Annotated in this window: 9 protein-coding genes; 6 read left to right on the forward strand and 3 right to left on the reverse strand. The window is 67.4% G+C overall.

The window, feature by feature from the left end; translation table 11 throughout:
- The first annotated feature begins 90 nt into the window (after window positions 1-90).
- From rplA to AB0M16_RS01465, 6 genes are all read left to right on the forward strand, one after another.
- Window positions 91-819 (forward strand): 50S ribosomal protein L1, encoded by a 729-nt coding sequence (rplA, locus tag AB0M16_RS01440; RefSeq protein ID WP_365337495.1) that lies wholly within the window; start codon window positions 91-93, stop codon window positions 817-819.
- Between the two features lie 164 nt (window positions 820-983).
- The gene (locus AB0M16_RS01445; RefSeq protein WP_365337497.1) at window positions 984-1,910 is read left to right on the forward strand and encodes a hypothetical protein; all 927 of its coding nucleotides are present in this window, start codon (window positions 984-986) and stop codon (window positions 1,908-1,910) included.
- A gap of 252 nt (window positions 1,911-2,162) precedes the next feature.
- Window positions 2,163-2,693 carry a 50S ribosomal protein L10 gene (rplJ, locus tag AB0M16_RS01450; RefSeq protein ID WP_365337498.1) on the forward strand — a complete coding sequence of 177 codons (531 nt, stop codon included), beginning with the start codon at window positions 2,163-2,165 and terminating at the stop codon, window positions 2,691-2,693.
- A 120-nt stretch (window positions 2,694-2,813) separates the two neighbouring features.
- Entirely contained in the window at window positions 2,814-3,197 is a 384-nt protein-coding gene (gene rplL / locus AB0M16_RS01455) for a 50S ribosomal protein L7/L12 (protein WP_365337500.1), read from the forward strand.
- Between the two features lie 545 nt (window positions 3,198-3,742).
- Window positions 3,743-7,225 (forward strand): DNA-directed RNA polymerase subunit beta, encoded by a 3,483-nt coding sequence (rpoB, locus tag AB0M16_RS01460; protein WP_365337502.1) that lies wholly within the window; start codon window positions 3,743-3,745, stop codon window positions 7,223-7,225.
- A 105-nt stretch (window positions 7,226-7,330) separates the two neighbouring features.
- Entirely contained in the window at window positions 7,331-11,230 is a 3,900-nt protein-coding gene (locus tag AB0M16_RS01465) for a DNA-directed RNA polymerase subunit beta' (protein ID WP_365337504.1), read from the forward strand.
- A gap of 72 nt (window positions 11,231-11,302) precedes the next feature.
- On the opposite strand, the gene AB0M16_RS01470 is transcribed toward AB0M16_RS01465, so the two are convergent.
- From AB0M16_RS01470 to AB0M16_RS01480, 3 genes are read right to left on the reverse strand one after another with little or no spacing between them, the layout of a single operon-like run.
- The gene (locus AB0M16_RS01470; RefSeq protein WP_365337506.1) at window positions 11,303-11,566 is read right to left on the reverse strand and encodes a hypothetical protein; all 264 of its coding nucleotides are present in this window, start codon (window positions 11,564-11,566) and stop codon (window positions 11,303-11,305) included.
- A complete protein-coding gene (locus AB0M16_RS01475; RefSeq protein WP_365337508.1) occupies window positions 11,553-11,846 on the reverse strand; it encodes a hypothetical protein in 294 nt (97 codons plus the stop codon). The genes AB0M16_RS01470 and AB0M16_RS01475 overlap by 14 nt, the downstream gene beginning before the upstream one ends.
- A gap of 43 nt (window positions 11,847-11,889) precedes the next feature.
- Window positions 11,890-12,798, reverse strand: a complete 909-nt coding sequence (locus AB0M16_RS01480) for a peptidoglycan-binding protein (RefSeq protein ID WP_365337510.1) — start codon at window positions 12,796-12,798, stop codon at window positions 11,890-11,892.
- Window positions 12,799-12,849: the final 51 nt, after the last annotated feature.

Consider the following 12,849-nt stretch of genomic DNA (forward strand, 5'->3'; position numbering starts at 1 on the left):
CCGGCGCGAGCCGGACATCGGAACGTCTTCAGTGGTAGGGCCAGCGCCGGCCCGCACCACGACTCCATACCTGAAACACCAGGAGCAGCAGTGAAGCGCAGCAAGTCCCTCCGCGCTGCGGACGCCAAGATCGACCGGGAGAAGCTCTACGCCCCGCTCGAGGCCGTCCGTCTCGCCAAGGAGACCTCCACCACCAAGTTCGACGGCACCGTCGAGGTGGCCTTCCGTCTGGGTGTCGACCCGCGCAAGGCCGACCAGATGGTCCGTGGCACCGTGAACCTTCCGCACGGCACCGGTAAGACCGCCCGGGTCCTGGTCTTCGCGACCGGTGACCGTGCCGAGGCCGCGATCGCCGCGGGCGCCGACATCGTCGGCTCCGACGAGCTCATCGACGAGATCTCCAAGGGCAACCGCCTGAACGAGTTCGACGCCGTCGTCGCCACCCCGGACCTCATGGGCAAGGTCGGCCGCCTCGGCCGCGTCCTCGGCCCGCGTGGTCTCATGCCGAACCCGAAGACCGGCACCGTCACCCCCGATGTCGCCAAGGCTGTCAACGACATCAAGGGCGGCAAGATCGAGTTCCGCGTCGACAAGCACTCGAACCTGCACTTCATCATCGGCAAGGTGTCCTTCGACGACGCCCAGCTGGTGGAGAACTACGGCGCGGCCCTGGAGGAGATCCTCCGTCTGAAGCCGTCCGCCGCCAAGGGTCGCTACATCAAGAAGGCCGCCATCAGCACCACGATGGGCCCCGGCATTCCGGTCGACTCGAACCGCACCCGCAACCTCCTCGTCGAGGAGGACCCGGCCGCGGTCTGAGCCTGACGGCTCAGGGGCCCTCGTAGGGCTCCAGCGTCCATGAAGCCGCCCCCCACGCCTCTCCGGAGGTGCGGGGGGCGGCTTTAATTCGTCGCGGCCCTGTCGGCACCCTGGGTTACGGTGCCGAGGGGCATTTCGAACGTCAGACACATGGGGTGGGATTCATGATCAAGTCCGCGTGGAAGCGCGCAGGTGTCGCACTGATGGCGACGGCCGTGGTCACGGGCGTGGCGGGCTGCCAGGAGGGCGACGCCAAGAAGGCCGCGGAGGCTCCGGCCAAGGCGGTGACGCAGGGCCTGGGGGACGCGACGAAGGCCCTCACGGCGGCCTTCCAGAAGACCTCGGCCGCCAAGTCGGCGAAGGTCACCATGACGATGAGCATGGAGGGTGTCGGAGCGCAGTCCGGCACCGCCACGATGACCGGCGTCCAGGGCTGGGACCCGGCGGCGATGGACATCACCATGAAGGGCTCCCTGCTGGGCTCGGCCGACCCCGGCGCCCCCGAGCAGGTCCGCATGATCATGCTCGACAACGTGATGTACATGGACCTGGGTGCCGAGCAGGCCGCCAAGATGGGCGGCAAGCGCTGGATGAAGTTGGACCTGAAGGCCGCCGCGGAGGCCTCCGGGGACAAGTCGCTCCAGAAGCAGATGACCGGCGGCCTGGACAACATGAACCAGGACCCGGCCCAGCAGCTGGCCCTGCTCCTGGACTCCCCGGACCTCAAGCACGTCGGTGCCGAGAAGATCAACGGCGTGGAGACCCAGCACTACAAGGGCACGCTCACCTTCGAGCAGATGCTCCGGGCCAACAAGTCGTCGAAGGTGCTCTCCAAGGAGCAGTACGACGAGCTCGTCGCCAACGTGAAGAAGGCCGGCCTCAAGGGCTACGACACGGAGATCTGGGTCAACGAGGACGGCTACCCGGCGCGCATGGACGTCGGCATGACCATGGCCCAGGGCACGGTGCACATGCAGGCCGACTACACCGACTACGGCGCCAGGACCGAGGTGCAGGCGCCGCCGGCCAAGGACACCGTCGACCTGTTCAAGATGCTCCAGGAGGCCGGGCAGGGTGGCACTCGAGGCTGATTTGCCCCCGGCCGTCCCCGTCGCGTACTCTTCCACAGAAGCCAAAGACCGCTGGTCGTCGCTGTGCCCGTGAGGGTGCAGTGGCCGAAGGATTCGCTGTATATGCGAACGACCCGCGCAGGTGACTGTGGATGAGTTCCCGGGTCCTTCGTGATTCGGTCGAGCTGAGCCCCGTGCGCCTGCGCCCGGGGCGTTCTGTTTTGTTCAGCCCCTTCCGAGCGGTCCCATCACCCGGAAGGAGGCCGACGCTCTATGGCAAGGCCCGACAAGGCTGCCTCGGTGGCCGAGCTCGCGGACCAGTTCCGCGGCTCGAACGCCGCTGTGCTGACCGAGTACCGGGGTCTCACCGTGGCGCAGCTCAAGACGCTGCGTCGTTCGCTCGGTGAGAACGCCCAGTACGCCGTGGTGAAGAACACGCTGACCAAGATTGCGGCCAACGAGGCCGGGATCACCGCGCTGGACGAGCACTTCGCTGGTCCGACCGCGGTCGCCTTCGTCACCGGTGACCCGGTGGAGTCGGCGAAGGCTCTGCGTGACTTCGCCAAGGAGAACCCGAACCTCATCATCAAGGCTGGTGTCCTTGACGGTAAGGCTCTCTCCGCCGACGACATCAAGAAGCTTGCGGACCTCGAGTCCCGCGAGGTTCTGCTCAGCAAGCTGGCCGGTGCCTTCAAGGGCAAGCAGTCCCAGACTGCTTCGCTCCTCCAGGCGCTGCCGTCGAAGTTCGTCCGCACTGCGGAGGCGCTTCGCGTCAAGCTCGCCGAGCAGGGCGGTGCCGAGTAACTCGGCTCGCGCAATGATCCGGACCGCCCACAGGGGCGGCGCGGGTCGCAGCGGGCCGAACGTACGCCCGCCTCACATGTACATCCGGCACCTGCCGAATTAGTGGAAGGATCGCCCATCATGGCGAAGCTCTCTCAGGAAGACCTGCTCGCGCAGTTCGAGGAGATGACCCTCATCGAGCTCTCCGAGTTCGTGAAGGCGTTCGAGGACAAGTTCGACGTCACCGCCGCCGCGGCCGTCGCCGTTGCCGGTCCGGCCCAGGGTGGCCCGGCCGCCGAGGTTGCCGAGGAGAAGGACGAGTTCGACGTCATCCTCACCGGCGCCGGCGACAAGAAGATCCAGGTCATCAAGGTCGTGCGTGAGCTGACCTCCCTGGGTCTGAAGGAGGCCAAGGACCTCGTCGACGGCACCCCGAAGCCGGTCCTCGAGAAGGTCAACAAGGAGGCCGCTGACAAGGCCAAGGAGGCGCTCGAGGGCGCCGGTGCCGCCGTCGAGGTCAAGTAACACCTCGTCGCGTCAGCGACTCTTCTGTTGAGCGTGTAACGCTTGCAGCGTGAAAGGCGATCATCCTTCTGGGTGGTCGCCTTTCGGCGTTCCCGGGACCCGCGTGGCGGCGGTCGTCCGGGTCTCCGGAAGCGGAGTATGGTGATCTTCGCCGTGCGCCGCGCAGAGGCGGGGGCCTTGACGAACCGCACGCAGCGCGCAATTCTCAGGACGCGTCGTCACAACGATCCGTATCCGAGGCATGGATCGACGACCGAACGGGCAGTATCGAGGTGCGCCGCACGGCGCGAGGTACCGCGGAGTTGAGAACAACGAGGGTTGCGAAGAACTCGCCCTGGACATCAGTGGGCCAAGTGGCTACACTGACCCTTTGCGCTGCCTGTTAGCTGCCCCCTGCCCGTCACCAGGGGCATCCCCTCGCATCCGCTTCGCTGGTCGACCCACTCTGACCTGGTCTTTTGGCCATATCGGGAATCGTCTTCCACGGGGCTCCGCAAGGGACCGGTACGCGCGTAGTGAGTCCGAGCCCTCGGAAGGACCCCCTCTTGGCCGCCTCGCGCAACGCCTCGACCAATACGAACAACGGCGCCAGCACCGCCCCGCTGCGCATCTCCTTTGCAAAGATCAAGGAGCCCCTCGAGGTTCCGAACCTCCTCGCGCTCCAGACCGAGAGCTTCGACTGGCTGCTCGGCAACGCCGCGTGGAAGGCTCGCGTCGAGGCCGCCCTTGAGTCGGGACAGGACGTCCCCACGAAGTCGGGTCTGGAGGAGATCTTCGAGGAGATCTCCCCGATCGAGGACTTCTCCGGGTCGATGTCGCTGACCTTCCGCGACCACCGCTTCGAGCCGCCGAAGAACTCGATCGACGAGTGCAAGGACCGTGACTTCACCTACGGTGCCCCGCTCTTCGTGACCGCCGAGTTCACGAACAACGAGACCGGCGAGATCAAGTCCCAGACGGTCTTCATGGGCGACTTCCCGCTCATGACGAACAAGGGCACCTTCGTCATCAACGGCACCGAGCGTGTCGTGGTGTCGCAGCTGGTCCGTTCCCCTGGTGTCTACTTCGACTCCTCCATCGACAAGACGTCCGACAAGGACATCTTCTCCGCCAAGATCATCCCGTCCCGGGGTGCCTGGCTGGAGATGGAGATCGACAAGCGCGACATGGTCGGTGTGCGCATCGACCGCAAGCGCAAGCAGTCCGTGACCGTCCTCCTCAAGGCGCTCGGCTGGACCACCGAGCAGATCCTGCAGGAGTTCGGCGAGTACGAGTCCATGCGCGCCACCCTGGAGAAGGACCACACCCAGGGCCAGGACGACGCGCTGCTCGACATCTACCGCAAGCTCCGTCCGGGCGAGCCGCCGACGCGCGAGGCCGCCCAGACGCTCCTCGAGAACCTGTACTTCAACCCGAAGCGCTACGACCTGGCGAAGGTCGGCCGCTACAAGGTCAACAAGAAGCTCGGGGCCGACGAGCCGCTGGACGCGGGTGTCCTCACCACCGACGACATCATCGCGACCATCAAGTACCTGGTGAAGCTGCACGCCGGCGAGACCGAGACGATCGGCGAGTCGGGCCGGGAGATCGTCGTCGAGACCGACGACATCGACCACTTCGGCAACCGTCGTCTGCGCAACGTCGGCGAGCTCATCCAGAACCAGGTCCGCACGGGTCTGGCGCGTATGGAGCGCGTCGTGCGCGAGCGCATGACCACCCAGGACGTCGAGGCGATCACGCCGCAGACCCTGATCAACATCCGGCCGGTCGTCGCCTCCATCAAGGAGTTCTTCGGCACCAGCCAGCTGTCGCAGTTCATGGACCAGAACAACCCGCTGTCGGGTCTGACGCACAAGCGTCGTCTCTCGGCGCTGGGTCCCGGTGGTCTGTCCCGTGAGCGGGCCGGCTTCGAGGTCCGAGACGTGCACCCGTCCCACTACGGACGCATGTGCCCGATCGAGACCCCCGAAGGCCCGAACATCGGTCTGATCGGTTCGCTCGCCTCGTACGGCCGCGTCAACGCGTTCGGCTTCATCGAGACGCCGTACCGCAAGGTCGTCGACGGTCAGGTCACCGACGAGGTCGACTACATCACCGCCGACGAGGAGGACCGCTTCGTCATCGCCCAGGCGAACGCGACCCTGAACGACGAGCTCCAGTTCACCGAGCCCCGCGTTCTGGTCCGCCGCCGTGGTGGCGAGGTCGACTACGTCCCGCCGACCGACGTCGACTACATGGACGTCTCGCCGCGCCAGATGGTGTCGGTCGCGACCGCCATGATCCCGTTCCTCGAGCACGACGACGCCAACCGTGCCCTCATGGGCGCGAACATGATGCGTCAGGCCGTTCCGCTGATTAAGTCGGAGGCCCCGCTCGTCGGTACCGGCATGGAGTACCGCTGCGCCACCGACGCCGGCGACGTGCTCAAGGCCGAGAAGGACGGCGTCGTCCAGGAGCTGTCCGCGGACTACATCACCGTGGCCAACGACGACGGCACCTACATCACGTACCGCCTGGCCAAGTTCTCCCGCTCGAACCAGGGCACCTCGGTCAACCAGAAGGTCGTCGTCAACGAGGGCGACCGGGTCATCGAGGGCCAGGTCCTCGCCGACGGTCCCGCCACCGAAGACGGCGAGATGGCGCTCGGCAAGAACCTGCTCGTGGCGTTCATGCCGTGGGAGGGTCACAACTACGAGGACGCGATCATCCTGTCGCAGCGCCTCGTGCAGGACGACGTCCTCTCCTCGATCCACATCGAGGAGCACGAGGTCGACGCCCGTGACACCAAGCTCGGCCCCGAGGAGATCACCCGGGACATCCCGAACGTCTCCGAGGAGGTCCTCGCCGACCTCGACGAGCGCGGCATCATCCGCATCGGTGCCGAGGTCGTCGCCGGCGACATCCTGGTCGGCAAGGTCACCCCGAAGGGTGAGACCGAGCTGACCCCGGAGGAGCGCCTGCTCCGCGCGATCTTCGGTGAGAAGGCCCGTGAGGTCCGTGACACCTCGCTGAAGGTCCCGCACGGCGAGACCGGCAAGGTCATCGGCGTCCGCGTCTTCGACCGCGAGGAGGGCGACGAGCTTCCCCCGGGCGTGAACCAGCTGGTCCGCGTCTACGTCGCCCAGAAGCGCAAGATCACCGACGGTGACAAGCTCGCCGGCCGTCACGGCAACAAGGGTGTCATCTCCAAGATCCTTCCGATCGAGGACATGCCGTTCCTCGAGGACGGAACGCCGGTCGACATCATCCTCAACCCGCTCGGTGTGCCGTCCCGAATGAACCCGGGACAGGTCCTGGAGATCCACCTCGGCTGGCTCGCCAGCCGCGGCTGGGACGTCTCCGGTCTCGCCGACGAGTGGGCGCAGCGCCTCCAGGCCATCGGTGCCGACCAGGTCGCCCCCGGCACCAACGTCGCCACCCCGGTCTTCGACGGTGCGCGTGAGGACGAGCTCGCGGGTCTGCTCCAGCACACCATCCCGAACCGCGACGGCGAGCGCATGGTGCTCCCGACCGGTAAGGCGCGCCTGTTCGACGGCCGCTCCGGCGAGCCGTTCCCGGACCCGATCTCGGTCGGGTACATGTACATCCTCAAGCTCCACCACCTGGTCGACGACAAGCTGCACGCCCGTTCGACCGGTCCGTACTCGATGATCACCCAGCAGCCGCTGGGTGGTAAGGCCCAGTTCGGTGGCCAGCGCTTCGGTGAGATGGAGGTGTGGGCGCTCGAGGCTTACGGCGCCGCCTACGCCCTCCAGGAGCTGCTGACGATCAAGTCCGACGACGTGACCGGCCGCGTGAAGGTCTACGAGGCCATCGTCAAGGGCGAGAACATCCCTGAGCCCGGCATCCCCGAGTCCTTCAAGGTGCTCATCAAGGAGATGCAGTCCCTGTGCCTCAACGTGGAGGTGCTGTCCTCGGACGGCATGTCCATCGAGATGCGCGACACCGATGAGGACGTCTTCCGCGCTGCGGAGGAGCTCGGTATCGACCTGTCCCGGCGCGAGCCGAGCAGCGTCGAAGAGGTCTGACGGGAGTCCGGCAGGGGACTCGGCATCACCGCTGAGTCCCCCGCCGGCCCCAGGACCCCCGTATCAGACCCACAGCCTTACAACCCTGAGAGGGATTGACGCATAGTGCTCGACGTCAACTTCTTCGACGAGCTCCGGATCGGTCTGGCCACCGCTGACGACATCCGTCAGTGGAGCCACGGCGAGGTCAAGAAGCCGGAGACCATCAACTACCGCACCCTGAAGCCCGAGAAGGACGGACTCTTCTGCGAGAAGATCTTCGGTCCGACCCGGGACTGGGAGTGCTACTGCGGCAAGTACAAGCGTGTCCGCTTCAAGGGCATCATCTGTGAGCGGTGTGGCGTCGAGGTCACCCGCGCCAAGGTGCGCCGTGAGCGGATGGGCCACATCGAGCTGGCCGCCCCCGTCACCCACATCTGGTACTTCAAGGGCGTTCCGTCGCGTCTTGGCTACCTGCTCGACCTCGCTCCGAAGGACCTGGAGAAGGTCATCTACTTCGCGGCGTACATGATCACGTACGTCGACGACGAGCGCCGGACGCGCGACCTGCCTTCGCTGGAGGCCCACGTCTCCGTCGAGCGTCAGCAGATCGAGAACCGCCGCGACTCCGACCTGGAGAACCGCGCCAAGAAGCTCGAGTCCGACCTGGCCGAGCTCGAGGCCGAGGGCGCCAAGGCCGACGTGCGCCGCAAGGTGCGCGAGGGTGCCGAGCGCGAGATGAAGCAGCTGCGCGACCGCGCGCAGCGCGAGATCGACCGTCTCGACGAGGTCTGGAACCGCTTCAAGAACCTCAAGGTCCAGGACCTGGAGGGCGACGAGCTCCTCTACCGCGAGCTGCGCGACCGCTTCGGCACGTACTTCGACGGCTCGATGGGTGCCGCGGCGCTGCAGAAGCGCCTGGAGTCCTTCGACCTCGAGGAGGAGGCCGAGAAGCTCCGCGAGATCATCCGCACCGGCAAGGGCCAGAAGAAGACCCGTGCGCTCAAGCGCCTCAAGGTCGTCTCCGCGTTCCTGCAGACCGCGAACAGCCCCAAGGGCATGGTTCTCGACTGCGTGCCGGTCATCCCGCCGGACCTGCGTCCGATGGTGCAGCTCGACGGTGGCCGCTTCGCGACCTCCGACCTGAACGACCTGTACCGCCGTGTGATCAACCGCAACAACCGTCTGAAGCGCCTGCTCGACCTCGGTGCCCCCGAGATCATCGTGAACAACGAGAAGCGGATGCTCCAGGAGGCGGTCGACGCCCTCTTCGACAACGGCCGTCGTGGTCGCCCGGTCACGGGCCCCGGCAACCGTCCGCTGAAGTCCCTCAGCGACATGCTGAAGGGTAAGCAGGGTCGATTCCGTCAGAACCTGCTCGGTAAGCGTGTGGACTACTCCGCGCGTTCCGTCATCGTCGTCGGCCCGCAGCTCAAGCTGCACCAGTGCGGTCTGCCGAAGGCCATGGCGCTGGAGCTCTTCAAGCCGTTCGTGATGAAGCGCCTGGTCGACCTGAACCACGCGCAGAACATCAAGTCGGCGAAGCGGATGGTCGAGCGCGGCCGCACGGTCGTGTACGACGTCCTCGAAGAGGTCATCGCCGAGCACCCGGTCCTGCTGAACCGTGCGCCCACGCTGCACCGCCTCGGCATCCAGGCCTTCGAGCCGCAGCTGGTCGAGGGCAAGGCCATCCAGATCCACCCGCTCGTCTGCACCGCCTTTAACGCGGACTTCGACGGTGACCAGATGGCCGTGCACCTGCCGCTCTCCGCGGAGGCGCAGGCCGAGGCCCGCATCCTGATGCTGTCCTCGAACAACATCCTCAAGCCCGCCGACGGCCGTCCGGTGACGATGCCGACCCAGGACATGGTCCTCGGTCTGTTCTTCCTCACCACCGACGGCGAGCTGCGTGACACCAAGGGCGAGGGCCGCGCGTTCGGCTCCACGGCCGAGGCGATCATGGCGTTCGACGCCGGCGAGCTGGCGCTGCAGTCGCCGATCGACATCCGCTTCCCGATCGGCACCGTCCCGCCGCGCGGCTGGGTTCCCCCGGTCGCCGAGGAGGGCGAGCCGGAGTGGCAGCAGGGTGACTCGTTCCGCGTCCGGACGACCCTGGGCCGCGCGCTCTTCAACGAGCTGCTGCCCGAGGACTACCCGTTCGTCGACTACTCGGTGGGCAAGAAGCAGCTCTCCGAGATCGTCAACGACCTGGCCGAGCGCTACCCCAAGGTCATCGTGGCGGCGACGCTCGACAACCTGAAGGCGGCGGGCTTCTACTGGGCGACCCGTTCCGGTGTCACCGTGGCCATCTCCGACGTCGTCGTTCCCGAGGCGAAGAAGGAGATCGTCAAGGGCTACGAGGCGCAGGACGAGAAGGTCCAGAAGCAGTACGAGCGCGGTCTGATCACCAAGGAAGAGCGCACTCAGGAGCTCATCGCGATCTGGACCAAGGCGACCAACGAGGTCGCCGAGGCGATGAACGCGAACTTCCCCAAGACGAACCCCATCTTCATGATGGTTGACTCGGGTGCCCGAGGAAACATGATGCAGATGCGGCAGATCGCCGGTATGCGTGGTCTGGTGTCGAACGCCAAGAACGAGACCATCCCGCGTCCGATCAAGGCGTCCTTCCGTGAGGGCCTGTCCGTCCTCGAGTACTTCATCTCGACGCACGGTGCCCGTAAGGGTCTCGCCGACACCGCCCTGCGTACCGCCGACTCGGGTTACCTGACCCGTCGTCTGGTGGACGTCTCGCAGGACGTGATCATCCGCGAGGAGGACTGCGGCACCGAGCGCGGTCTGAAGCTGAAGATCGCCGAGCGGGGTGCCGACGGCGTCCTGCGCAAGACGGACGACGTCGAGACCTCCGTGTACGCGCGGATGCTCGCCGAGGACGTCGTGGTGGACGGCAAGGTCATCGCGCCGGCCAACGTCGACCTGGGTGACGTGCTCATCGACGCGCTGGTCAACGCGGGCGTCGAGGAGGTCAAGACCCGCTCGGTCCTGACCTGTGAGTCGGCCGTCGGCACCTGTGCCTTCTGCTACGGCCGCTCGCTGGCCACCGGCAAGCTGGTCGACATCGGTGAGGCGGTCGGCATCATCGCCGCCCAGTCCATCGGTGAGCCCGGTACCCAGCTGACGATGCGTACCTTCCACACCGGTGGTGTGGCCGGTGACGACATCACCCAGGGTCTGCCGCGTGTTGTCGAGCTCTTCGAGGCCCGTCAGCCCAAGGGTGTCGCCCCGATCTCCGAGGCGGCCGGTCGCGTCCGCATCGAGGAGACCGAGAAGACCAAGAAGATCGTCGTCACCCCGGACGACGGCACCGACGAGACGGCGTTCCCGATCTCGAAGCGTGCCCGTCTGCTGGTGGGCGAGGGCGACCACGTCGAGGTGGGCCAGAAGCTCACCGTGGGTGCCACCAACCCGCACGACGTGCTGCGCATCCTCGGCCAGCGTGCGGTCCAGGTCCACCTGGTCGGCGAGGTCCAGAAGGTCTACAACTCGCAGGGCGTGTCGATCCACGACAAGCACATCGAGATCATCATCCGGCAGATGCTGCGCCGCGTGACGATCATCGAGTCGGGCGACGCGGAGCTGCTGCCCGGCGAGCTCGTCGAGCGTTCGAAGTTCGAGACCGAGAACCGTCGTGTGGTCCAGGAAGGCGGCCACCCGGCCTCCGGCCGTCCGCAGCTGATGGGTATCACCAAGGCCTCGCTGGCGACGGAGTCCTGGCTGTCGGCCGCCTCCTTCCAGGAGACGACCCGAGTTCTGACGGACGCGGCGATCAACGCCAAGTCCGACAGCCTCATCGGCCTCAAGGAGAACGTCATCATCGGTAAGCTCATCCCGGCCGGTACGGGTCTGTCCCGCTACCGCAACATCCGGGTCGAGCCGACCGAGGAGGCCAAGGCCGCGATGTACTCGGCCGTCGGCTACGACGACATCGACTACTCGCCGTTCGGCACCGGTTCCGGCCAGGCCGTTCCGCTGGAGGACTACGACTACGGTCCGTACAACCAGTAAGGCGTAGTAACGCGAAAGAAGGGCGGCACCCCGTGGGGGTGCCGCCCTTCGGCGTTCGTCCCGCAGGACGGATCAGCGCGCGGTCAGCTCCCAGGCGGCGACGGCGACCGTCGCCACCGCGGCCAGGGCGCCGATGCTGGCCAGCGGCCAGCGGGAGCGCTCCAGCTCGTCGAGCCGGGCCTCGTGGTCGGCGAGCTGCTTGTCGGTCTGGTCGCTGCGCTGCACGAGCAGGGCGAGCGAACCGTCGACACGGGCGAAGCCGGCCTCGAGGGTGCCGCGCAGTCGCTCCAGTTCGAGGGCGACGGCGACCGGGTCGTTCGGGTCAGGCTCGGTCATCGGCCGCCGCCTCCGGGAGGTCCTCCGGGACGAGGGCCGGTACCGGGGCGAGCGCCGCGGCCTGGGTTTCCGGGGCGGTGCGCAGCCAGGAGGGCAGCAGCGCCTGGAAGGCCGGGAAGGCCATGACCCGGGCGAGGGCACCGGCGACAGCGAGGGCCCCCGCGACCCAGGGGAGGGTCGCGGGGACGCCCGAGGCGTCGACCAGCGCCGGCAGGATGACGGCGATGCCGACGGCGGTCTGCAGCACGGTGCGGGCCGTGCGCTTGGCGGCTTCGGACATGGGTGGTTCTCCTTGCGTGGGGGAGCTGTTGCGACGGTGGGGGTTACTGCACGAACGGAACCTTCAGGGCGTTCCAGGACGCGGCACCCGGCCAGCCGTCGGCGTCGGAGCCGCGGAAGCCGAGCTTGCGCTGCCAGGCGGCGTACGACTGGCGGTCGGCCTCGGACCAGCGCGGGCCCGGACCGACCTGGTAGCGGCCGCAGCCCTCGGCGACCAGCCGGCGGCCCATCGCGGTGACGACCGCGGAGCTCGGGGTGGTCCTGAAGAAGGCGGTCCCGGGGAAGGGCTGGTAGCGCGGGGCGGCCGGCTTGGGGGCGGTGGGCTTGGCGGCGGGGGCGGAGCCGAGCCGCTTCTGCACCCGGTCGCGCATGCCCGGCATGCCGAAGCCGCGCGGGTCGTTCTTCCAGTCGGACCACTCGGAGTGGCCGATGACGGACCGGGCGCCCCAGCCGTGCGCCCGGCAGAGCGCCGCGGACACCCGCTCGATCGCGTCGAGCTGGGCGGCCGGCCACGGGTCGCTGCCGTTGCCGAGGTTGATGCACTCGAAACCGTAGAAGCGGGAGTTGCCGTCGACGGCGCCGGTGCTGCCCTGGTGCTCGCGCGGGAGGGGCGGCCGCACCCCGTACGTCTCGCTGATCACGGCCTGGAGGACGGACGGGTCGCCGCCGCCGGCGTGGTTGGCACGGCCGCTGGAGACCAGATGGACCGTGCCGTCCTTGGCGATGACGCCGTGGCACAGCGGACCGGGCAGGCCCGCGTAGCCGTTGTAGCAGAGGTCGACGGTGTTGGCGGTGCCGCTGGAGACGGTGTGGTGGATCATCACACCGGTCACGGGCCCCCAGGCACCGTGACCGTTGCGGTTGTGGGTGCGCCAGCCGTCGTGCTCGACGACGGTGACGCCTTCGGCGCGGAGCGCGGCGACCAACCGGTCCGCGGAGAGGGGAGTGGCCATCTGTGTCCTCCGGCAGGGGTTCGGGGCATGAGAAAACCCCGGCCGGATCGG

Source organism: Streptomyces sp. NPDC051921, assembly GCF_040680975.1.
Taxonomy (GTDB): Bacteria; Actinomycetota; Actinomycetes; order Streptomycetales; family Streptomycetaceae; genus Streptomyces.